This is a genomic window from Allokutzneria oryzae, from assembly GCF_042429765.1.
GTDB classification, from domain to species: Bacteria; Actinomycetota; Actinomycetes; order Mycobacteriales; family Pseudonocardiaceae; genus Allokutzneria; species Allokutzneria oryzae.
In genome coordinates this window covers 220,015-242,426 of sequence record NZ_JBHLZU010000002.1, presented here as the reverse complement: position 1 = coordinate 242,426, position 22,412 = coordinate 220,015, and the positions used below count along the sequence as shown (strand labels likewise).

The window sequence follows — 22,412 nt, the reverse complement described above, 5'->3', positions numbered from 1 at the left end:
GGCGGCCGTGTGGCCACTGTGGATAATGCCCGGCAGCGCAGGCGCCCTTCCTCTGGAGGACAGTGATGACCGGCGGAGCAGAGGCCGAGGTCCCGCGTTCGCAGGGCGTGGTCGGCGTGGACCAGCTCGACCCGGAACGGTGCTGGGCGGCGCGCCCGCCCGAGCGGATGCTGCGGGTGCCGATCGGCTTCGACGGCGCGGGCGCCCCGGTGACGCTGGACCTCAACCCCAGCCACCACGGCGGCAACGGCCCGCACGCGCTGCTGGTCGGCGCGGCGGGCTCCGGCAAGACCGAGCTGCTGCGCTCGCTGGTGCTGGGCCTCGCCGTGCACCACCACCCCGCGCAGCTGGAGCTGCTGCTCGTCGACCACCTGGGCGGGAGCTTCCGCGACCTGGAACGGCTGCCGCAGGTGCTCGGCGTCGTCGGCCACTACCCGCCGCACTCGGCGCGCTTCGACGTCGACCCGAGCCTGTTCGCCAGGCTGGCGCGGTTCCTGCACTGGCTCGCCGACGAGCGGCTGGGCTGGATGGGGGCGCTGGGCGCGCGCAGCATGGAGGAGTACAACCAGGCCCGCAAGGCCGCCCAGCAGCAGCCGATGCGGCCGATGGTGATCGCCGTCGACCACTACGACGTGCTGGTCGGCCAGTCCCTTGAGGTGCGCGACGCGCTGCTGCGGCTGGCCGAGCAGGGCGAGGCCCTCGGCATGCACCTGCTGGTGTGCGGCGAGCGGCTGGACCCCGGCGCGCTCGGCGGGCTGGAGCGCAGCCTGTCGTGCCGGATCGTGCTCGGCACGGGGTCGCCAGCGGAGTCGCGGATGCTGCTGGGCACCGAGGACGCCCACGGCCTGCCCGCTGGCGCGGGCTACCTGACCGACCCGGTCGGCGGGGCTGCGGCGTTCCAGGCCCCCGACCAGTCCGGCCTGGTTCGGGCGGTCGCCGACCGGGTCGTCAGCTGGGCCCCGCCGCGGCCGCGGGCGCTGTGGCCGCCGCCGCTGCGGCCGATGCCGCTGGCCGAGGTGCTGGGCTGGCTGTCCATCGACCCGGAACGCGGCCTGTCCACCGACCAGTGGCAGCCGGGCCGGATGACCGTGCCATTGGGCAGGCTGGACCACCACGTGAGCGGGCCGGACGGCGAGCTGCCCCGGCTGGAGCTGGACCTCGGCCGGGGGCCGGGGCACCTGGCGGTCTGCGGGCGGCCGGGCTCGGGCACCTCGACGGCGTTGCTGACGCTGCTGACCACGCTCGCGCTCACCCACACCCCGCGCGAGGCGGGGTTCTACTGCCTGGACTTCGACGGCGGCGAGCGGCCGGGGCTGACCGAGCTCGACGGGCTGCCGCACACCGCGACCGTGGCGGGGCCAGGGGACCCCGCCCAGGTCCGGCGGGTGCTCGGTGAGCTCGCCAGGATCATCCGCGCGCGCACGGAGCTGTGCCGGGCGCACGGGGTGAGCTCGCCGACCGGGTTCCGGCAGCTGCTGGAGTCCACGCCCGAGCAGGGTCCGCTGCCCCGCGAGGCGTTCCTGGTGGTCGACGGCGCCGCGCGGCTGCTGCGCGAGCACCAGGGGGCCGAGGCCGCGCTGCTGGAGATCGCGGCCCGCGGGCCGCTGGTGGGTGTTCACCTCGCGCTGAGCGTGGACCGGTGGGACGCCCTGCCACCGCAGCTGACCGAGCTGCTGCCGAACCGGCTGGAGCTGCGGCTGGAGGACCCGCAGACCTCGCTGGTGGAGGCGCGGCTGGCCGAGCAGGTGCCGCTGGGCGTCCCCGGCAGGGGCATCCACCTCGAACCCCGGCCGGACGGGGCGGCGGGGGTGCCGAGGCACTTCCAGCTGGCCGCGCCGGTGCTGCCCAGGACGACGACGGTGGCCGAGGTCCGCGACCTGGTCAACCAGTTCGGCACCGGGGCGGTCGTGCCGAGGCTGGAGCCGATGCCGACGATGGTGCAGCCCTCGGCGCTGCCCCCGGCGACGGGCCCGGCCTTCCCGATCGGCGTGGACGAGGCGCTGGCCCCGGTCTCGCTGGACCCGTTGCGCACCGCGCACATGCTGATCTACGGCGAGCCGGGCAGCGGGCGGACGAACCTGCTGCGGCTGCTCATGCTGGGCATCGCGGAGAACTGCGACCCCGGCGCGGCGCGGATCGTGCTGACCGACCACCGCGGCCACCTCGCGGACCTGCCGACGAGGCTGGGCAACCACCTCGCGGGCTTCGCGCCCAACCCGGAGTCGCTCCAGCCGATCGTCGAGGACCTGTGCACGGCCATGTCCGCCCGGCTCGCCGCCGCAGACGCGGCGGCCGCCGAGGGCAGCGGGCGGGGCTGGGCCGGGCCGGAGATCTTCCTGATCGTCGACGACTACGACCAGCTCAGCGGGCCGACGCACGACCCGCTGCTGCCGCTGCTGCCGCTGCTGCCCGCTGGTGCGCGGATCGGGCTGCACGTGGTGCTGGCGCGGTCGACGGCCGGTGCGGCCAAGGCCCACTCGGGACCGGTGCTGACCGCCGTGCGCAGTGCGGGCGCCACCGGGGTGCTGCTCTCCGGCGACCCGCAGGAAGGACCGCTGTTCGGGCCGGTCGCGCCCAGTCCGCTGCCACCGGGCCGGGCGGTGCTGGTGGCCCCGGACGGCAATTCGACGCTGGTGCAGATCGCGTGTCACACCGACGCGGTCTGGCAACCGCCGCTCGCGGAGGAGGACGCGCTGCGATGAACCCCGAGACCGTCCCGCAGCACTGGGAGCCCGCCCAGGAGGCGGCTCCCCCAGCCCCCTCGCCCGACCTGCTGCGGCTGCTCGGCGTGCCGGGCATCGAGGCGCTGCACCCGCAGCCCGCGTGGCCGCCGCGCCCCTTCGACCGAAGACTGCGCGCGCCCATCGGGCTCGACCCGGCGGGCGCTCCGCTGGTGCTCGACCTCAAGCAGGCGGAGGCGGGCGGCCTCGGCCCGCACGGTGTGATCGTGGGCGCGGAGGGCGGCGTCCGGGACGAGCTGCTGCGCGACCTGCTGCTCGGGCTGGCGCTGACGCACCCGCCCGAGGCGGTGAACTTCGTGCTGCTCGGGCACCGGGGCGCGCCGGAGCTGGAGGAGCTGGCCGGCCTGCCGCACGTGCTGGGCACGGCGCTGGACCTGGCGCACGATCCCCGCCAGCGGCGCAGGATGACCGAGCAGCTGCAGGGCGAGGTCGACCGCAGGCACCAGCTCCAGCTCGACGGCGGCCACCCGAGGTTCCTGGAGTACCAGGAGGCCCTGCAGGCCGGGGAGAACCTGCCGCAGCTGCCCGCGATCGTGTGCGCAGTCGCCGGGTACGACGTGCTCGCGGCCGATCCGGCGCTGCGGGAGACCCTGCTGTGGGCGGCCAAGGCCGGGCCGCGCGGCGGGCTGCACCTGGTGCTGACCACCGGCGAGATCGACACCGAGCAGTTCCGCGGCCTCTACAGCCACCTGGCGTGGCGGGTCGCGTTGCGCACCAACGACGAGGAGACCTCGCGGATCGCGCTGGGCACCCCGGACGCGGCGCACCTGCCGCTCGACGCACCGGGCGCGGGCTTCCTGCGCGCCGGGCCCACCGGGCTGGCCACCTTCCAGGCCGTCACCAGCGGCTCGTCGGCGTCGCGCCTGGTCAGAACCCTGGCGGGCTGGAGCCCGCCGCCGCCGACGGCCTGGCTGCCGCCGCCCGCCCCGCACGACCTGGACACGGTGCTCTACCCGCTGGTGATCACCGACGACGGCCGGCTGCTGGCCAAGCACACGCACTTCTCGCCGCAGGAGCGGCTGTCCACGCCGATCGGCGTGCTCGACGATCCCGGGGCGCTCGCGCACTACTCGCTGCTGTTCGACTTCGCCGGGCCGCACGGCCACCTCGCCGCCTACGGGCAGCCGGGGTCGGGGACCTCGACGGCGCTGTGCACGCTGCTGGCCTCGCTGGCGCTGCGGCACCCCGCGGACCAGGTCGGCTGCCTGCTGGTGGACCTCGACCCTGGCGAGGGGCCGCTGAGCGAGCTGCGGGAGCTGGGCAACGTCCTGGGGTGCGCGGGCGCGGGCGAACCCGACCAGGTCGCCGAGCTGGTGTACCGGGCGGGCCAGGTGGTCCGCTCGCGGGAGGCGCTGTTCTCGGCGGCGGGCATCGAGTCGATCGAGGTGCTGCGGCAGCGCAGGCTGCACGGCGAGCCGCTGGACGACTGGCCGTCGGACGTGTTCCTGATCATCGACGGCTGGCCCCGGCTGCGGGAGCGCTTCGCCGAGCTGGTGCCGCTGGTCGAGCACCTGGCGGAGGCGGGTCCGCTCTACGGCGTGCACCTGGCGCTGGCCACGGACAGCTGGCAGGCGATCGACCGGCAGATGCGGTCCAAGCTGGGCACGACGCTGGAGCTGCACGAGGCGGGTCGCGGCGTCGAGGCGGGCGGCCACGACATCCAGGTGGCCCGGCCGCGCATCCAGGGCTGCCCCGACCTGCCGACGCTGGCGAAGACCCTGGCGCGGTTCAGCGCGGCCTCCCCGCGGCCGCCCGCCGGGGAACCGCCGGTGCCCGACGAGCCGCCGGTTCCCGTCGCCCCGCTCGCTCCGGAGCCGGAACCCGTTGCGCCGCAAGAACCTCAGCCCACCGGCACGGTGACATGGGACCCGGCGGTGAGCCCGCACTTCGCGGTGTTCGGCGAGTCCGGCCAGGAGCGCTCGGAGCTGCTGCGCGCGCTGCTGCGGGAGGTGACGCTGAGGCACTCGGCGGCGCAGAGCAAGGTGCTGCTCTTCGACTACCGCAGCGAGCTGCGCGACACCGCGGAGGACCTCGGCGACCACCTGGTCGGCTACGCCGACGACCCGGACGCGGGCGCGGAGATGCTGCGAGACCTGCACTCCTTGCTGCACAACAGGTTGCCGCCGGTGGAGGCGAGCGCCGACGCGGTGCGCGGGCGGAGCTGGTGGAGCGGCCCGGAGCTGTACCTCGTCGTCGACGACTACGACCGGGTCAGCGGCGGCGAGGTCGGCCTGTCCTGGCTGGCCCCGCTGCTGCCGATCGCCGACGACCTCGGCTTCCACCTGCTGCTGTCCTGCACGCCGCGCGGGCCGGAGGAGCTGGCCGCCGACCCGCTGCTGGACCGCCTCTGCTCGATGTACCGCCCCCAGGGAGGCTGATCAGCTCGTCACGGTGAGCGCGCTCCGGGTGCGCGGCGGGAGCGTCTTGACCGCCTCGGCCCGGAGCCACACCGCCGACGCCACGAGCACGACGGGCTCGGCGATGAGGAACGCGAACGCGGTCCAGGAGACCTGGTCGGTGCCCAGCGAGTACGGCAGCGCGGCGAGGCGCTGGACGGCCGTCAGCCCGAACACCACGGCGACCGCGATCAACCAGGCCGCGGGTGCCCGCCAGAGCCGCTTGTAATGCACGACCAGGTAGCCGACCGCTGCGGCCAGGAACAGCCACACGTGGTTGACGAACACCGGGCTCCACATGCCCGCGAGGCTGAAAGCGCTCAGGGCCACGAGCGCGACCAGCCACCACCGTGCTCCCCGGATTCTCGGGGCGTCGGAGTGGAACCCCGCGAACGCGCACAGCACGTACACCGTGGAGACCACGGAGAACGCCACCAGGATCGAGATGAGGTTCACCGGGCCGCTCACCGCTTCGACGAGGTGGTACGCCTGGAGCGTGAGCAACACCCCCGCACCACCCAATGCGACCCGTCGCGCGCCCCAGAGCAACGCCAGGAACGTGAACACCGTGACGGCGTTGGTCGTCAGCGCGACGATCTCGTACCAGTCCACGGGAAGCGGCTCAACACGGGAGTAGGGGGAGGGGAACAGCCCCGGAGCGACTCTCATCAGCAGGGACCACGTCGCCGTCACCGACCCGGTCAGCAACCCGATGAGCGCGACCAGGCGCACGACCTGGCCTTTGACCAGAGCACGGGGACTGCCGACCGTTCCGGGCCACCGAGTGCGGGCAGACAACGCGACCAGGCTGCCGAACTCGCCCCAGCCGGGCCAGCCGAACTCGTGCCGGAGTTCGTCGTGCTCGTCGGTGTCGGCGAGGAAGGCGGCGACCATCTCCTCCTCGCGTTCCTCGCGGTACCACCGCGGCAACACGAGCAGCATCCTGCGGTAGCGCTGTTCCAACCGGCTCATGCCGTGCCCCCTTCGAAGCCCCACGCCCGCAGCCGCGCCGTGGCGGCCCTGACGTTGCTGTTCAACCGCGCGACCTCGGCGTGCAGCGCCTGGGCCCCGGCGTTGGTGAGCCGGTAGTAGCGCCGCAACCTGCCCTGGTGCACCTCGTCCCGGTCGTGCTCGACCAGCCCCCCGGCGACAAGCCGGTCGAGCACCCCGTACAGCGTGCCGACTCGAAGCCGGACCCGCTCCTCGGTCATCTCCCCCACGGCGCGGACGATCGCGTACCCGTGCAGCGGCTCGTCGGCCAACACGGTCAACACGAGAAACGTCTGCTCGTTCATCGCCTCGTGTGCCACGCCGACACTATATATCGTCCCCCGATATATACGCACCCCCGATGTGTCCCGGGCATGGGAAAGGCCCACCTGGCGAGTTCGGGGGCTCGGCAGGTGGGCCTTCGTCGAGGGGGCTACAGCGCGGTCAGGGCTTCGCGGATGGCGGCGAGGCGAGCCGGGGAGGCCAGGCCCGCGTGGTAGACGTGCAGCTCGTCCACGCCCGCCGCGAGGTAGCGCTCGAACTCCGCACGGAGGGCGGCGGCGTCGGCCGGGCGGGGCGGGAGGGCCAGGACGTAGCCCGCGACTCCCCGGTCCTGACCCGCCAGCTCGCGCATGGCCTGGATGCCGGGGACGCTCACCTCCGGCCCCGGCCAGCAGCTCACCACCAGGGTGTCGATGTCCTCGCGGATCTCCGGGGCCACCGTGGCGAAGGGGCCTGTCGCCCACGGGTCGGCATTGCCGTGCAGCGAGATCGCGATGGACGGAGCCAGCGCGCGGATCTCGTTGACCAGCAACGATCTCAGATCCGCCGCCACAGCGGTGCGGGCTTCGCTGAGCCGGGCCGCCAGATCCGCGCCGAGCGCCTCTTCCACGCTGGACGGCACTGCACCATCCACAGTGGACTTGACCGAGGCGCGCAGCTCAACGGGGTCAACGCCGACCTTCGCGTAGCGCAGGACGCACCCTGCGCAGAAGCACAGCGACAACAGCTGCTGCTGGACCTTGTCCCAGTCCGCGCCGTCGGTCTTCTCGTGGTGTCCACCGTGGAAGAAGCCCAGCGGACCACATGCCTCCAGGATGATGCCGTCGAGGTCGCCGAGCTTGACGATCTCGCGGACCAGGGTGGCGCAGTACTCCGCAACGTCCTCATTGGACGGACACAGCGCGTACGGGTACACGTCGTCGAACGCGTTGCGCACGGCGAGGTCCTGATGGGCCGAACCCAGGTACGTCGAGTGCGTCAGGACCGTCCACGCGTGCACGGGAAGCCCGACAGAGCGCAGCGACTCCCTTGCCACGCCGAAGGAGTCCGGGCCGTCAACCCAGGTCGGCGCGGGCGGAACCAGGCGGCCCCGCCACTCCGATGGGCGGATCGGGACGTAGCAGGCCGCGCGCGCCGCCGTGACCATGCGGTGGTTCGGATGGGACGGGGTCGCCGCCCTGGTCGTGTGGTAGGACGCCGCGAGGGCCACCGCGTCCGCTCCGAGTCCCGCGATGCGTTCCGCAGCCGCCGGATCGCCCACCAGGTCCCAGGGATAGGCGTAGGGAACCTTGGTCACCACCGCGGTCGCTTCCTCTCGTAGCTCGGGTCGAACCGCTTCATGTACCCGGTGTCGTCGCGCTGCCGGATGCCGCAGTTCAGGTAGTTCTCGTGCAGTCGCGCCAGCTTGTCACGGTCGAGCTCGACGCCGAGGCCCGGCGTGGTCGGCACCGGGACCGCTCCATCCACAAAGGACAGAACCCCGGGTACCACCACGTCGTCGGCCGCGTTCCACGGGTAGTGGGTGTCGCAGGCGTAGCCCAGGTTCGGCGTGGCCGCCGCGAGGTGGGTCATCGCCGCCAGGCTGATCCCCAGGTGGGAGTTGGAGTGCATGGACAGGCCGATGCCGAAGGTCCGGCAGATCGCGGCCAGCTCGCGGGACCGGTTCAGCCCGCCCCAGTAGTGGTGGTCGGACAGGATGACCTGGACCGCGTCCAGCTCGACCGACTGGGGTAGGTGCTCGAACGCCACGACGCACATGTTGGTGGCCAACGGGATGCCGGCCTTCGCCGCCACCTCGGCCATGCCGGGGATCTCCGGTGTGGGGTCCTCGAAGTACTCCAGGACCCCGCTCAGCTCCTCGGCGACGCGCAGCGAGGTCTCCGTGGACCACGCGCAGTTCGGGTCGATGCGCAGCGGATGTCCGGGGAAGGCCTCCCGCAGCGCGCGGATGGCCTCGATCTCCTGCTCCGGCGGGAAGACCCCACCCTTGAGCTTGATCGAGCCGAAGCCGTACTCGTCGATCATCTTCCGCGCCTGGGCGACGATGCCCGCCGGGTCCAGCGCGGCACCCCACTCGTCGTCGGAGGCACCCGGATGCCCTGCCCACTTGTAGAACAGGTAGGCGCTGTAGGGAACAGCGGACCGCACGGCGCCGCCGAGCAGGTCGCTGACCGGGCGCCCCAGGATCTTGCCCTGGACGTCCAGGCACGCCACCTCGAACGGCGAGTACACGCGGTCGATGGTGCCCTCGGCGGTGATCTGGCCGGTGAGGCCGTGCTTGTCCGAGTTGCTGGCGCCACCGAGCACCGTGGAAACCTTGGCGCGCAAGGCGTTCGTCGCGAACACGTCGAGTCCGGCGAGCTGAGGCGCGACCGCGTTCAGCAGGTCCAGGTGTCCCTGGTCGCCGTAGCTCTCGCCCAGACCCGAGACGCCGTCCTCGGTGATCACTTCGATGATGCTTCGCAGCGCCCACGGCTCGTGCACGCCCGCGGAGTTCAGCAGCGGCGGGTCAGCGAAGGCGATCGGCGTGACGACGACCTCGCGAATCCTCACAGCAGCCCCAGACCCGTCGCGATGATGCGTTCCAGCTCGCGCACGTGCTCCGGGGCGGGGTCGATCAGCGGCGCGCGCACGGAGCCGACGTCGAGCCCGCGCGACCGCACCCCGGCCTTGACCAGCGAGACCGCGTAACCGGGCACGGTGTCGCGCAGCTCGACCAGCGGACGGAAGAACTCACTGAGGAAAGTGTTGACGCGCGCGGAGTTTCCGGTGGTGACCGCCTCGTAGAAGGCGAGGGAGATCTCCGGGGCGAAGCAGAACACCGCCGAGGAGTACAGGTCCACGCCGATGCCGCGGTACGCGGGCACGGTCATCTCGGCGGTGGGCAGTCCGTTGAAGAACTGGAACGGCTTGTGCACCGCGTTGCGGACCGCGAGCACGATGCGCTGCATCTGGTCCAGGTCACCGAGGCCGTCCTTGAACCCGACCACCGTCGGCAGGCTCGCCGCCCGCACGGCGCTCTCCGGGGTGAACACGGCGTTGTTGCGCTGGTAGATGATCAGCGGCAGGTCCGAGGCGGAGGCGACCTGCTCGACGTAGTCGCCGAGCCCTTCCGCCGGGGAGCCGACCAGGTACGGCGGCAGCAGCAGGAGACCGTCGGCTCCTGCCTTCTGCGCCGCGCGCGCGAACTGCTTCGCCAGCGGAAGCGGTCCGCCCGCGCCCGCGAAGACCGGGACCTTGCCCGCCGCGGTCTCGACCGCGACCCGGACGACGCGCTCGTACTCCACGGGCTCCAGCGCGTGGAACTCACCGGTTCCGCAGGCGGCGAAGACGCCACCTGGTCCCGCGTCCACCCCGTGCTTCACGTGCTCGGCCAGCACCCCCTCGGCCACCTCGCCGGTCCCGGTGAACGGTGTCACCGGGAAGAACAGCACTCCATCCAGCTGCATGTGAGACCTCACGACGTCGAGACCAGCGTTCGAGCCCGTATCCGCGCCGACACGGATCATCCCTTCACCGCACCGGAGGTGATGCCGCGAAGGAAGGACTTCTGTAGGGACAGGTACACCAGCAGGCTGGGCACCAGGGCGAGCAGCGCGCCCGCGAGCACCACACCGGGACCGACCTGGTCGTCGGAGCGCAGCGATGCCAGCGCGACGGTCAGGGTGTAGTCCGCGGGCTCGGTCGCCACGATCAGCGGGAGCAGGTACTGGTCCCAGATCATGGTGAAGCCGAACACCGCGACCACACCGAGGGCGGGACGGCACAGCGGGACGATGATCTGCGCGAAGATCCGCAGCTCGCTCGCGCCGTCCACTTTGGCCGCTTCCTCCAGCTCGACCGGGATCTCCTTCATGAACTCCGTCATGACGAAGATGGAGAAACCCCAGGCGCCCAAGGGAAGGATCACGCCCAGCAGCGTCCCCTTGAGACCGAGCTGGCCGATGGTCAGCGACAGCGGGATCGCGATGACCTCCTCGGGGAGCATCATCGTGGTGAGCACCGCGAGCATCACCAGCGCCTGCGCGCGGAACTTCTTGCGCGCCAAGGCGTACGCGGCGAAGACGCTCACCGAGACCTGGAGCAGCAGGCCACCGCCCGCGATCACCAGCGAGTTGACCAGGTAGCCCCAGATGCCCCGCTCGCCCGCCACCTCGAAGTTGATCGTCGAGGGGTTGTTGGGCAGCAGCGAGAGCTTCGTCGGGTCGGGGCTGTTGTCGAAGGCCCCGGAGAACACGGTGATCAACGGCCCGCAGAACACCAGCAGCGCGGCGGTGCACAGCGCGATCCGGCCCGCGGTGCTCAGGACGGCGGTGCGGCCGCTCCCCCAGCCCAGGGCCGTGTCACAGCGCCCGGCGACTCCCGTGCTCACATCGCCTCCTTGCGCTTGCGGTAGTACTGCACGACCAGCGTCAGCACGAGGGTGACCAGGAACAGCACCACCGAACCCGCCGACGCGACACCGAGCTCGTTGCGCTCGAACCCGAGGGAGAACACCCGCGTCATCCACACGTCCGTCGATCCCGCCGGGCCGCCGCCGGTGAGCACGTAGACCTCGGTGAACACGCGCAGTCCACGGATCGCCGCGAGGGTCAGCAGAATGGTGATCACCGGGCGTAGCGCGGGAAGCGTGACGTGGCGCAGCCGCTGCACGGTGGAGGCGCCGTCGATGGCGGAGGACTCGTAGAGCTGGCGGTCGATCCCGGCCAGCCCGGCGAGGATGATCACCATGTCGTACGGGGCGCCCTTCCAGATCCCGACGCCCATCACCGACCACAGCGCGGTGTCCGGGCTGTCCAGGAAGGGCTGCGCGCCGATGCCGAACCACGACAGCACCGAGTTCAGGAAGCCCTCGTCGGCCGGGAAGTACAACAGCCGCCAGATCTCGCCGACCACCGCCGTCGCCGCAACCACGGGCAGGAACACCGCGGAGCGCACGAACCACAGCGACCGCGCTGTGCCCTCCAACAGCAGCGCCAGCGCGAAGCCGATGACCATCGACCCCGCGGTCTGCCCGAACGCGAGGAGGAGCGTGCGCCCCAGTGCCGACTGGAAGCGCTCGTCGGTCAGCACGGTGACGTAGTTGTCCAGCCCCACCCACACGTCGCCGAGGAACGGGCGGACGTTGAACAGGCTCAGCCGGATGCCCTCGGCCATCGGGATGTACTTGAACAGCAGGAAGATCAGCAGCGCTGGGGCCAGGAACAGCCATGGCACAAGGGTTCCCGTGAGGCGACGGCGGTGCCGCCGCCTCACGGGGTGGAGCCCGGCGGCACCGCCGCCACTAGCCGCCGGGTCCACGTCTCGGGTGGCCAGGGTGGTCACTTGGCCATCCCCTGGGACTTCAGCTCCTTGTTCAGGTTCGCGGCGAGCTTGCCCAGCTCGGCGCGGATGTCGCTGCCGCAGCGGGCGAACAGGGCGTTCAGGGTCTCCGCGGTCTGCTGGCGGAAGGGTTGGAAGTTCGGCACGTTCGGGAAGGGACGCGCGTCCTCGGCGTAGACCTCGGCGACGGTGTTCCACCTCGGGTCGTTGTAGACCGCGCTCACGTCCACCTTGGAGTTGACCGGAAGCCGCACGACCGGACGCGGAACCCCTTGCATACCAGCCTTCTGCGCATCGGGCGAGACCATGAACTCGGCGAGCTTCTTCTGGTCGGCCGGACGCGCGGACCCGGCCATCAGGTACATGTTCTCGCCCTCGCCGAGCACCGTGGAGCCGCTCGGGCCCTTGGGCGAGGCGATGACCTCGTACTTGTCCTTGCCGGGCGCCTTGTCGAAGCGGCCCATCATGTACGGGCCGGTGAGGTAGATCCCGGCCTTGCCCTGCTCGAAGAACGTGTGCGCGTCGTTGGTGATCGTGGTGAGCGCGCCGGGCTGGACCACCTTGCTGTCGCAGAACATCCCGCGCAACCACTCGACCGCGGCGACGGTTCCCGGCGAGTCCACCGCGACGCGGTACTTGCCGTTGTCCTCGGCGAGGATGTCGCCGCCCGCCTGCCAGATGTAGGAGGAGGCCCACCACGCGAGGTAGCCGCGGTCGGTGGAACCGGGGACGAGCATGCCGTAGGTGTCGCTCTGCCCGTTGCCGTCCGGGTCGCCGGCGGTGAACGCCTTCGCCAGGTCAACGAGCTCGGCCCACGTGGTCGGCACCGGCTTGCCCAGCTTCTCCCGCCAGTCCTTGCGGATGAAGGTGGCCTGCGCCTGCGTGGAGACGGGGACGCCGTAGTACTTGCCGTCGGAGCCCTTCGCGTTGTTCCAGGCCCGGTCGACCAGGTCCGCGCCGCCCGCGAAGGAGGCCCGGTCGACCTCGGTGACCATGCCCTGCGACTGGTAGACCCCGAGCGCGCTCACGTCGGTGATCACCAGGTCCGGCAGGTCGCGCGAGGCGGCCCGCTCCTGCATGCGCTTGTCGAAGTCGTTGTAGACCGGCTTGTAGTCGATCTTGACGCCGGTCCTGGCCGTGAAGTCGGCGAAGATCTTCTCGTAGACCTTCGCGGTGTCGTCCAGGCTGCGGGTCCACACCTCGAGCGGGGCGTTCGGGTCGCCCTGCGGCGCCGACGCGGTGCCGCACCCGGCCGCGAGGAGGCCGAACGCGGCCAGCACTGCGGCCACCGAACGCGAGGTGCCGATCGACATTGACCCTCCTCCAGACCCTACTGTTCACATTTCTGAACGTCAGTCGTACTTGTGAACGAGTTGGGAGGACTGTAAGAATCGGTCTCACGCGCTGTCAAGGGGGCTAGCGCACCGAGGACGAGAAGACGAGGAGGCCGTCGTGAGCGAAGCGGCCACTGGGAGCGCGACCCGACCGGCCGCGGTGAAGTCGGCGGACAGAACCGTTGAGCTGCTGGAGGTTCTGGCCTCTTTCGACCGCAGGCTGACCCTGACCGAGTTGCACCGCGAGCTGAACTACCCCAAGTCCAGCCTGTACATGCTGTTGCAGACACTGGTCGCGCGCGGCTGGATCGAGGTCGAGCCGGACCGCGGCACCTACGGCATCGGCGTGCGCGCACTCCTCGTCGGAACGTCCTATTTGGACCACGACCCCGTTGTGCGCACGGCGATCCGGCTGATGGAACAGGTCCGGCAGGAGATCAACGAGACGGTCCACCTCGCCCGGCTCGACGGGCCGAACGTGGTCTACCTCGCCAGCCGCGAGTCCGAGCACCACCTGCGCGTGGTCTCCCGCGTCGGCCGCAGGCTGCCCGCGTTCAGCACCGCGCTCGGCAAGGCGGTGCTCGCGACCCGGCCGCCGGAGGAGGTGGCGGCCCTGCTGCCGGAGGAGATGGCGCCACTGACCGCGAACACCGTGACCAGCCCGGACGCGTTGCGGGCGCAGCTCGCGGAGTTCCGCTCGCTGGGCTACGCCTTCGAGCGCGAGGAGAACACGCCGGGCCTGTGCTGCTTCGCGGTGGCGCTGCCCTACCGCAGCCCGGTCACGGACGCGCTCAGCTGCTCGGTCCCGGTCGCCCGCCTCGACGACGCGCACGAGCGCCAGGTCATCTCCGCCCTGCTCGGCGCCGCACGCACGCTGAGCGAACTGCTCCGCCAGCCAGGTCTGACGAGCCTCTGACCCAGGAAGGGTTTTCCCTGTGACCGAACGGATTCTGCTCACCGGAGCCGCCGGCGGCGTCGGCACGCTGATGCGCACCCGGCTGGCGAGGCCGGGTCGCACGCTGCGGCTGCTGGACATCGCCGACCTCCCCCCGGCGGCCGACGGCGAGGCCGTCGAGCTGGTGCGCGCCTCGGTGACCGACCTCGACGCCATGGAACGCGCGTGCGAAGGCGTCGACGCGATCCTGCACCTCGGCGGGCACAGCCTTGAGGCGTCGTGGAAGGACATCCTCGACGTCAACATCAACGGCACCTACACCGTGTTCGAGGCGGCCCGCAGGCAAGGCGTCCAGCGCGTGATCTTCGCCAGCTCCAACCACGCGGTGGGTTACGTGCCGCGCACGGTCGGCGAGGTCGGTGACTACGCGTTTCCCCGGCCGGACACCAACTACGGCGTCGGCAAGGTCGCGGGCGAGGCGATCGGATCGCACTACGCCGACCGCTACGGGCTCGACGTGATCAGCATCCGGATCGGCTCCTGCTTCGAGAAGCCGCGCGACACCAGGATGCTCTCCACCTGGTTGTCCCCCGACGACGGCGCGCGGTTGTTCGAGGCCTGCCTGTCGACGCCGAAGCCGGGCTACCGCGTGGTGTGGGGCGTCTCCAACAACACCCGCGGCTGGTTCAGCCTCGCCGAGGCGAAGGCGATCGGCTATGTCTCGCAGGACGACTCCGAGGTGTTCGCGGCGGAGCTGATCGCCGAGCACGGAGAACCCCAGCTGGACCAGGATCCGCACCGCCTCGTCGGCGGCGCGTGGTGCGGACCGGACATGGACACGGCACGGAAGGAGGCGGGCCGTTGAGCTCGCAGGGAGTCCAGGGCTACAACCCCCGCACCGGCGAGGCGTTCGGCGAGCCCGTTCCATCCACTTCGGACAGTCAGGTCGACGCGGTCGTCAGCGCGGCGGCGCGGGCGTTCCCCGCATGGGCCGCCGCCACGGACCGGGCCGCGGTGCTGACCCGGCTCGCGGACGCGCTCGACGCCGAGGCGGAGCTGCTGATCTCCACCGCTGACACCGAAACGGCGCTGGGTGTGCCCCGGCTGACCACGGAGCTCAAGCGCACGACGAACCAGCTGCGGCTGTTCGCCGAGGTGATCACCGAGGGCAGCTACCGCGAGGCCACCATCGACTCGCCGGATCCCGACATCATCCCGCCGCGCCCGGACCTGCGCCGCATCCTGCAACCGCTGGGCGTGGTCGCGGTGTTCTCGGCGAGCAACTTCCCGTTCGCGTTCTCGGTGGCAGGCGGCGACACCGCTTCCGCCCTCGCATCGGGCTGTCCCGTTGTGGTCAAAGCGCATTCGGCGCATCCGAACACCTCGCGGGAGACCGCGCGCGTGGTCAGCTCCGTCCTGCCGGAGGGTGTGTTCGGCATCGTCTACGGCACCCAGGCGGGCCGCACGCTCGTGCAGCACCCGCAGGTGAAGGCCGTTGGTTTCACCGGCTCCACCGGCGGTGGGCGCGCGCTGTTCGACCTCGCACAGGGCCGCCCGGAGCCGATCCCGTTCTACGGAGAGCTGGGCAGCGTCAACCCGGTCGTCGTGCTGCCCTCGGCGGCGGCGAGCCGTTCCGCCGAGCTGGCAACGGGTTTCGCCCAGTCGCTCACGATGGGCGTCGGCCAGTTCTGCACCAACCCCGGACTGCTGTTCGCCCCGGAGTCCCTTGTGGACGAACTGGCGAAGGCGGTCGGCGGCGCGGGCGGCGGCGCGATGCTGACCGAGCGGATGCGCGACTCGTACGAGTCCGGTGTGGACAGTCTCGCCACGCACTCCGCGGTACGGCTTGTCGCGACCGGGTCGGGTGATGGTGGGGGCTGGAGCGTCGCCCCCAGGCTCCACCAGGTGTCCATCGAGGACTTCGCCGCCGACGTGGAGAAGCTGACCGAGGAGTGCTTCGGCCCGTCCGGGATCGTCGTCACGTACACGGATCCGGCTCAGCTCCTCGAAGTCCTGCGGGAGCTCGAAGGCAGCCTCACCGCGACCGTGCACGCCGACCCCGACGAGCACGAGCTGGCGGGCGAGGTGCTCAACGAGATCCGCCGCTTCGCGGGACGCCTGGTCTTCAACGCCTGGCCGACCGGCGTCGCGGTGAGCTGGGCGATGCACCACGGCGGCCCCTGGCCCGCCACCACGGCGCCCTTGCACACCTCCGTCGGCGCGACCGGGATCCGCCGCTGGCTGGCCCCCGTCACCTACCAGTCCTGGCCGGACGCCCTCCTCCCCCCGGAGCTCCAGGACGCCAACCCGCTCGACATCCCCCGCCGCCACGACGGCACCCTCATCACCCCCTGACCCAACTCGGCCATTCGCGGGCTTATGGACCTCTCCGGAGCTCCGAACACGTCCATAAGCCCGCGAATGGCGCTAAATGCGGTGCGGGGTGGGGTGTGGGGAAGTACGTTGTGGCGCATGGCGATCACGACGATTCCCGGTCAGCAGGCGGACATCCGTCTCTGGACCCGCGCGGAGGACGTCGAACCCATCGCCATGTGCCAGCTGCACAACATCGCGGCTCTGCCCTGGGTGGTCAAGCACGTCGCGGTGATGCCGGACGTGCACTACGGCAAGGGCGCAACGGTGGGTTCGGTCATCGCGATGCGCGACGCGGTCTCGCCCGCGGCGGTCGGGGTGGACATCGGCTGCGGCATGTCCGCGGTCCGCACCTCGCTGCGCGCGGAAGACCTGCCCGACGACCTGCGACGGTTGCGCACCGGCATCGAGAAGGCCGTGCCGGTCGGCTTCGGCATGCACCGCGGCGACGTCGCGTTCCGCGCCGGCGACGCCGACAGCGACAAGGCGGGCTGGGACAGCTTCTGGGCGCGCTTCGCCGACCTCACCAAGGTGGTGCAGGACAAGGCGGAACGCGCGCGGATGCAGATGGGCAGCCTTGGCGGCGGCAACCACTTCATCGAGGTGTGCCTTGACGAAGAGGGCGCCGTGTGGCTGATGCTGCACTCCGGCTCGCGCGGTATCGGCAACGTGCTCGCGCAGCACCACATGGAAGTCGCACGTGGACTGACGCACAACCAGGACCTGCCCGACCCGGACCTGGCGGTGTTCCTCGCGCACACGCCGCAGATGCGGGCGTACCGGCACGACCTGTACTGGGCGCAGGAGTACGCGCGCCGCAACAGGGCGGTCATGATGCGGCTCGTCTACGACGTGGTGCGCAAGCAGTTCCCCCGGGTGAAGTTCGACGAGGCGATCAGCTGCCACCACAACTACGTCGCCGAGGAGACGCATTTCGGCGAGGAGGTCCTGCTGACCCGCAAGGGCGCCATCCGCGCGGGGCACGGCGACATGGGCATCATCCCGGGCTCGATGGGGACGGGGTCCTACATCGTGCGCGGGCGCGGCAACCCGGAGTCGTTCTGCTCGGCCTCGCACGGCGCGGGGCGCAGGATGTCGCGGAACGCGGCGCGCAAGCGCTTCACCGCCGACGACCTCGCGCGCCAGACCGCCGGCGTGGAGTGTCGAAAGGACTCCGGAGTGGTCGACGAGATTCCCGGCGCGTACAAGGACATCAACGAGGTGATCGCGAACCAGCAGGACCTCGTGGAGGTCGTCGCGAAGCTGCGTCAGGTGGTCTGCGTCAAGGGCTGACCCACACGGCAAGAGCGCCCCGAAGCGGCTTCGGGGCGCTCTTGGTGGTCACGCTTCGAGGTGCGGGCCGTTGACGACCTCGACCACCCGGTCCTGCTCGGCGCTGCGTGGCTGCCACCAGCCGGAGCAGCCGTTGATGCAGGGATGGCGCATCTCGCGGAGCTCGTAGCTGCCGGAGACCGGAACGGGCTGGGTCCAGACGATGTCACCGGTTCCCTCGCACAGACGGCAGGCGTCCGTGCTCTGGAGCTCACCCGGGGATCTCGCCAAGTCCACCGCATCTCCCACATGTCGCGTAGTCATCCTCGGGGATGACACCCGCGCCCAGACAAGCAGGGCACGTCCGCATCCTGGGACCGTCGTTCATGGTGTCACTCCCTTGTCACGGATGCCAGGCGGGCACGTCAACCGGCGTCACCCGGTCGGTGGCCGGCCCAGCTGGGCCGAAAAGACGTACCCCATGCACATAGCGCACCCGGCCGGGTGGCGCGCACAACGACGCGGGCTGAGACGGGCAATCACCTGATCACCGGGGCCACGCCAGGCGAAAGGCGGCACCCCGGCCGGGGCACCGCCTTCGCGGCGAGATCACCTCACCGGGTGATCCTGCGCAGTCCCACGATCTGGAGCGTCGCGAACACGTCGACCACGACGGCCTGGGCGATGATCCACAGGACCCCCCAGCCGGTCAGCGGGAACCAGCCCGCGAAGGCGACGGCCAGGCTGTCCACCACCCACACCAGGTTCACCAGCGCGACACCCCACGCGGCCTTCGTGCTGATCTCCTTGCGGGTTCCGGTGAACCACACCGCGATTCCGAACAGCAGCAAGAAAATCCCAACGGGAACCAGCAAGCCGGCCGGCAGTCCGAGCAGCGGGCCGACGATTCCGGCGCCGACCAGATAAGCGACTCCGTTCGCCCCCGTGACCACCGCGTCGAGCTTCAGGGCGAGCCGGAGGAAAGCGTCCTTGCGGGTGTTGGCGATCGTGGTCATGTATCCGTCCTCCTGGCTGTGCCGCTCGTCGGGAGCGGTTCGTTCGACTGAGGCCAAGTTAGGTCGGAAACCACTGCCAACAGCAGACACGACACTGCCATCCACTGCCAGTTTCAGCAGCTCAACTGCGGATTTCCTGGCGCAGCCCCGCGGCGACCAGCTTGGCGGCCGCGTTCTGCCAGTTGTAGAGCGTCCGCTCGGGAACCGTGCGCGAGAACCACTGCAGAGCGCGTTTCGAGGTCTCGTCGAGCTTGTCGTTGCGGTCGCGGCGGCTGTAGGGCCGCAATCCGAGGACATACGGGAAATAGAGCGCGTTGTAGTAGCGCCACTCGTCGCTGGTGCCGAACTCCCCGTCGCGTGGTTTGAGCTGAAGAATCCCGTTCAGCAACAGCTGCTTCAGCTCGTTGGCGCGTTCCAGCGGCTGATCGGGCAGATTCTTCTCGGCGAGGCTGTCGGTGATTCTCGGCAGCATCGTGAGCGGGCTGCTCACCAACCGCCCGAGGTCGCCGTAGTTGCCGAGCGCGCGGCGGGTGAGCTTCGCGAACTCGGCGTCGTCGAGCGCGGCGAGCTCGGGGTTCTCCGCGCGGCGCGGCAGGGCGTCGCCGATCTCGCGCAGTTCGGCCCTGGCGTGCCGCAGCTCGGGGGCGTCGGCGAAGGCCACCCGATCGAGCAACCCCTGAATGGGGTTGGCCAGCACCTGGACGCTGATCGCGGCGGCCACACTGCCCAGCAGCAGCGCGGTCAACGGCAGCGTCGGCCCGGTGGACAACGCCATCGCCAGCCCGACCTGCCCGCCGAAGACCAGCGCGACGAGCATCGCGGTGAGCACCGAACGGCCCATGTCGGCGCGCAGGGTCTGCCCCTCGTCGAAGGCGTCGAACACCGCGATCGCCAGGCCGAGCAGGACGAGGTCCCCTCCCATGGCCGTGACGACGAGCCAGGACGGCAGGAACGACAGCGGCAGGGTGACCAGCACGGCGGCGAGCCCCAGGAACAGGGTCACGACGATCAGCGTCGTCCGAACGGGGGCCGGCCGCAGCCGCGCGCGGTGCCCGGCGAGCAGCACCAGGCTGATCACCAGCGGCAGCAGCACGTCCACGGCGCGGAGCAGCCTCGCCCAGTCGCTGTCCACCACGACGGGCGCGAGCACCAGCAGCCCGAGCGGCACGAGTGCCGTCCGCCACCACTTCGCGTACTTCTCCGGCAGCAGCGCGACGACGGCTCCGCTCCACGCGATCGGTGGCACGCAGACGAGCACGCCCTGGACCTGGCGCAGCACGTCGTCGGAGGCGGCGACGGGGACGAGCGCCTCGACGGCGAGCGCCGCCGCGTAGGCCACCAGGCCGACACCCGCTCGCACCAACGCGGGCTTCCCCGGATCACGGGAGATCAAGTACAGCCCGAGCCACCAGGCCACTCCGAACGCGACAACGCTCACCACGCCCACAGCCTGCCATTCGCGGGCTTATGGACGTGTCCGGAACTCCGGAGCGGTCCATAAGCCCGCGAATGGCGGGAGAGCGCGGGTCAGCCGGGGTCTTGGAGGCCCAGCTCGATCGAGTCGACCTCGGCCGAGATCGTCGCGTCCACCAGGCTGTCCAGCAGCGCTTCGCAGTCGCGGTCCTCGCGGCCGAAGTTGGGCACCAGCTCGGACCAGATCTCTTCGCTGTTCCAGAACACCGAGGACACCTCGTCCACGGTGGTCAGGTAGCACAGCCTCCGGTCGGACTCCGGGAGGTGGGCGAAGTACTCGGCGAACTCCGCGACGGCTTCTGGCTCCGCCAGCTCGACGGGACCGGTGCCGAGGACGCATTCCTGAAGGCGGGCGAGGAAGTCGACTTTGAAGGCCATCGGTAATCACCCCAACCGGTTCGAAGCAAGGGCGAGTGGTCAACCGTGTACTCCAGAGTAGAACAGAGAACGCCCCGTGCTCCACGGCACGGGGCGTCAATGTGGGCAAACGTGATCAGCTGCCCTGCAGCACGGCCTGGATCTCCAGGAAGATCTGCACCTTGTCACCGACCACGACGCCGCCGCCGTCCATCGGCATGGCGATGTCGATGCCGAAGTCGTTGCGGCTGATGGTCGCGGTCGCGGAGAACCCGGCGCGGGTGCCGCCGTAGGCGTCCGGGCCGAACCCGTTGAGCTCCAGGGCGAGCGGGACCTCGCGGGTCACGCCGTGCAGCGTCAGCTCGCCGGAGAGCACGAAGCTCTCCCCGTCGGCGCGCAGGCCGGTGGAGCGGTAGGTCATCTCCGGGAAGGTCTCGACGTCGAAGAAGTCCTTCGAGCGGATGTGCGCGTCGCGCTGCTCGTTGTTGGTGTTGATCGACGTCAGGTCGATCGAGGCGGTGACGCGCGACTCCAGCGGGTTCTCCCCGGTGACCAGCTCGCCGGAGAAGGAGGTGAACCGGCCGCGCACCTTGCTCACCATCATGTGCCGAACGCTGAACTCGACGCTGGAGTGCACCGGGTCAATGGCCCAGGTGCCAGCGACGTAACCGGGGATCTGGATTGCGGTGCTCATGGCGTCGTCCTCACGTAGTTGAACTCTCAACCAGGAGAGTAGCCCACTTTGATTGAGAGTTCAACTAGAGAAGGTAGGATGGACCGCATGAGCGACACGCGGTGGCTGGAAGCCGACGAACAGGGCACGTGGCGAGCACTGGTCTCCGTGATGGGCAGGCTCAACGAGCAGCTCGACCGGCAGCTCCAGCGCGACGCCGGGATCCCGCTGACCTACTACGAGATCCTGGTCCGGCTCTCCGAGGCGCCGCGCCGCGAGCTGCGGATGAGCGAGCTCGCCGAACAGTCGGAGTACTCGCGCAGCAGGCTCTCGCACGCGGTGTCGAAGCTGGAGAAGCTCGGCTGGGTGCGGCGCAAGTCCTGCCCGACGGACAAGCGCGGTCAGCTCGCCGAGCTGACCGACGAGGGCATGGCGAGCCTGACCTCCGCCGCCCCTGGTCACGTCTCCGAGGTCCGCAAGCTCGTCTTCGACCCGCTCACCGCGGCCGAGGTGGCGCAGCTGGGGGCGCTCTGCGGCAAGCTCAGGGACTCCTGGGACAATTCGTCCTGCGCTGAAACGGCCACTCCGTAGAGAAAAGGTTAATAAACCCTGCGTGACCACCACGTGGCGCACAGGGGCGCTGCTCCATGCCGGTGAGCTAGCCCACTGGCAGCAACTTCTCCGCCGTTCCGGTCGTCTTGATCACGTGGGCCGCTTCGGCCCGCCCGATGCCCGAGTCCTCGGAAAACGGGCGTCGAACACCGGATTTGAGGAGTCTGCTCCATGAACGCGAGCCTTCGTCGCGGCTTCGCATCCGCCGCCGTGGTCGCCACCATGAGCACAGCGGCGCTGGCCATGGCCGGGGCGGCCCAGGCCAACCCGATCGTGGCGGCCCCCTGCGGCGCGAACGACGTCAACGTGACCGTGCGTTACAACGATTCCGGTATGGGCCATTCGTACTGGCGGGTTGTGTTCACCTCGGCCGGCGGCACCTGCGTGCTGCGCGGCGTCCCCACCGACCTGGTGTTCGCCGACGACAGCGGCCGGGCCCTGCCGATCCAGCAGATCACCGGCTCGCCGGTCAACGCCGAGGCCGTGACCGTGGCCCCCGGCCGGCCCGCCTCGTCGCTCATCCGCACCCGGCTGGAGGGCGAGCGCCAGCCCGTCGCGTGGCTGTCGTTCACCCTGCCGTCGGAGGCCAGGGGCGCCCGGGTGACCACCGAGTGGCCCGCCCCGATCGCCGGACCGATCAGCGTCACCGAGGTGCGCCCCGGCGTCGAGTGAGTCG

The 22,412-nt window shown here is 70.7% G+C and carries 21 protein-coding genes; 8 read left to right on the top strand and 13 right to left on the bottom strand.

The annotated features are described in order from the left end of the window. Positions 1-65: 65 nt before the first annotated feature. Positions 66-2,702 (top strand): type VII secretion protein EccCb, encoded by a 2,637-nt coding sequence (eccCb, locus tag ACFFQA_RS01515; RefSeq protein ID WP_377849683.1) that lies wholly within the window; start codon positions 66-68, stop codon positions 2,700-2,702. Continuing rightward, positions 2,699-5,119 (top strand): FtsK/SpoIIIE domain-containing protein, encoded by a 2,421-nt coding sequence (locus ACFFQA_RS01510; RefSeq protein WP_377849682.1) that lies wholly within the window; start codon positions 2,699-2,701, stop codon positions 5,117-5,119. Before eccCb ends, ACFFQA_RS01510 begins: the two co-directional genes overlap by 4 nt. Here ACFFQA_RS01510 and ACFFQA_RS01505 read toward each other — a convergent pair whose 3' ends face one another. The 8 genes from ACFFQA_RS01505 to ACFFQA_RS01470 form a co-directional block, all read right to left on the bottom strand. Beyond that, positions 5,120-6,109 (bottom strand): hypothetical protein, encoded by a 990-nt coding sequence (locus ACFFQA_RS01505; protein WP_377849681.1) that lies wholly within the window; start codon positions 6,107-6,109, stop codon positions 5,120-5,122. Beyond that, the gene (locus ACFFQA_RS01500) at positions 6,106-6,447 is read right to left on the bottom strand and encodes a PadR family transcriptional regulator (protein ID WP_377849680.1); all 342 of its coding nucleotides are present in this window, start codon (positions 6,445-6,447) and stop codon (positions 6,106-6,108) included. Before ACFFQA_RS01500 ends, ACFFQA_RS01505 begins: the two co-directional genes overlap by 4 nt. Before the next feature lie 113 nt (positions 6,448-6,560). Further along, positions 6,561-7,706 carry a hypothetical protein gene (locus ACFFQA_RS01495; protein ID WP_377849679.1) on the bottom strand — a complete coding sequence of 382 codons (1,146 nt, stop codon included), beginning with the start codon at positions 7,704-7,706 and terminating at the stop codon, positions 6,561-6,563. Continuing rightward, on the bottom strand, positions 7,703-8,962 hold the full coding sequence (locus ACFFQA_RS01490) for a glucarate dehydratase family protein (RefSeq protein ID WP_377849678.1): 1,260 nt from the start codon (positions 8,960-8,962) through the stop codon (positions 7,703-7,705). The genes ACFFQA_RS01495 and ACFFQA_RS01490 overlap by 4 nt, the downstream gene beginning before the upstream one ends. After that, positions 8,959-9,858: a 5-dehydro-4-deoxyglucarate dehydratase gene (locus ACFFQA_RS01485; RefSeq protein ID WP_377849677.1), complete on the bottom strand. Its 900-nt coding sequence runs from the start codon at positions 9,856-9,858 to the stop codon at positions 8,959-8,961. Before ACFFQA_RS01485 ends, ACFFQA_RS01490 begins: the two co-directional genes overlap by 4 nt. Positions 9,859-9,914: 56 nt before the next feature. Further along, positions 9,915-10,781 (bottom strand): carbohydrate ABC transporter permease, encoded by an 867-nt coding sequence (locus ACFFQA_RS01480; protein ID WP_377849676.1) that lies wholly within the window; start codon positions 10,779-10,781, stop codon positions 9,915-9,917. Beyond that, on the bottom strand, positions 10,778-11,626 hold the full coding sequence (locus ACFFQA_RS01475) for a carbohydrate ABC transporter permease (protein WP_377849675.1): 849 nt from the start codon (positions 11,624-11,626) through the stop codon (positions 10,778-10,780). Before ACFFQA_RS01475 ends, ACFFQA_RS01480 begins: the two co-directional genes overlap by 4 nt. A 104-nt stretch (positions 11,627-11,730) precedes the next feature. Continuing rightward, complete coding sequence (locus tag ACFFQA_RS01470) at positions 11,731-13,044, bottom strand: ABC transporter substrate-binding protein (RefSeq protein ID WP_377849674.1); 1,314 nt, start codon at positions 13,042-13,044, stop codon at positions 11,731-11,733. Positions 13,045-13,183: 139 nt separating this feature from the next. On the opposite strand from ACFFQA_RS01470, the gene ACFFQA_RS01465 reads away from it, so the two are divergent. From ACFFQA_RS01465 to ACFFQA_RS01450, 4 genes are all read left to right on the top strand, one after another. Next, a complete protein-coding gene (locus ACFFQA_RS01465) occupies positions 13,184-13,981 on the top strand; it encodes an IclR family transcriptional regulator (RefSeq protein ID WP_377849673.1) in 798 nt (265 codons plus the stop codon). Positions 13,982-14,000: 19 nt separating this feature from the next. Further along, positions 14,001-14,825 (top strand): NAD-dependent epimerase/dehydratase family protein, encoded by an 825-nt coding sequence (locus ACFFQA_RS01460; RefSeq protein WP_377849672.1) that lies wholly within the window; start codon positions 14,001-14,003, stop codon positions 14,823-14,825. Further along, the gene (locus ACFFQA_RS01455; protein WP_377849671.1) at positions 14,822-16,315 is read left to right on the top strand and encodes an aldehyde dehydrogenase (NADP(+)); all 1,494 of its coding nucleotides are present in this window, start codon (positions 14,822-14,824) and stop codon (positions 16,313-16,315) included. Before ACFFQA_RS01460 ends, ACFFQA_RS01455 begins: the two co-directional genes overlap by 4 nt. A gap of 117 nt (positions 16,316-16,432) precedes the next feature. Then, a complete protein-coding gene (locus ACFFQA_RS01450; RefSeq protein WP_377849670.1) occupies positions 16,433-17,626 on the top strand; it encodes an RtcB family protein in 1,194 nt (397 codons plus the stop codon). 48 nt (positions 17,627-17,674) lie between these two features. Here the strand turns inward: ACFFQA_RS01450 and ACFFQA_RS01445 are convergent, their stop codons facing one another. The 5 genes from ACFFQA_RS01445 to ACFFQA_RS01425 all read right to left on the bottom strand — a co-directional run bounded on the left by ACFFQA_RS01445 (position 17,675) and on the right by ACFFQA_RS01425 (position 21,145). Beyond that, positions 17,675-17,902 carry a hypothetical protein gene (locus ACFFQA_RS01445; RefSeq protein ID WP_377849669.1) on the bottom strand — a complete coding sequence of 76 codons (228 nt, stop codon included), beginning with the start codon at positions 17,900-17,902 and terminating at the stop codon, positions 17,675-17,677. Between the two features lie 317 nt (positions 17,903-18,219). After that, complete coding sequence (locus tag ACFFQA_RS01440; RefSeq protein ID WP_377849668.1) at positions 18,220-18,621, bottom strand: hypothetical protein; 402 nt, start codon at positions 18,619-18,621, stop codon at positions 18,220-18,222. Positions 18,622-18,742: 121 nt separating this feature from the next. Beyond that, positions 18,743-20,062 carry a hypothetical protein gene (locus ACFFQA_RS01435; RefSeq protein WP_377849667.1) on the bottom strand — a complete coding sequence of 440 codons (1,320 nt, stop codon included), beginning with the start codon at positions 20,060-20,062 and terminating at the stop codon, positions 18,743-18,745. Positions 20,063-20,148: 86 nt separating this feature from the next. After that, on the bottom strand, positions 20,149-20,472 hold the full coding sequence (locus tag ACFFQA_RS01430) for a hypothetical protein (RefSeq protein WP_377849666.1): 324 nt from the start codon (positions 20,470-20,472) through the stop codon (positions 20,149-20,151). A gap of 115 nt (positions 20,473-20,587) precedes the next feature. Continuing rightward, on the bottom strand, positions 20,588-21,145 hold the full coding sequence (locus tag ACFFQA_RS01425) for a YceI family protein (RefSeq protein WP_377849665.1): 558 nt from the start codon (positions 21,143-21,145) through the stop codon (positions 20,588-20,590). Between the two features lie 87 nt (positions 21,146-21,232). Between ACFFQA_RS01425 and ACFFQA_RS01420 the strand changes: the two genes are divergently transcribed. Continuing rightward, positions 21,233-21,715: a MarR family winged helix-turn-helix transcriptional regulator gene (locus ACFFQA_RS01420; RefSeq protein ID WP_377849664.1), complete on the top strand. Its 483-nt coding sequence runs from the start codon at positions 21,233-21,235 to the stop codon at positions 21,713-21,715. Positions 21,716-21,907: 192 nt separating this feature from the next. Continuing rightward, positions 21,908-22,408, top strand: a complete 501-nt coding sequence (locus ACFFQA_RS01415; protein ID WP_377849663.1) for a DUF4232 domain-containing protein — start codon at positions 21,908-21,910, stop codon at positions 22,406-22,408. Positions 22,409-22,412 lie beyond the last annotated feature (4 nt).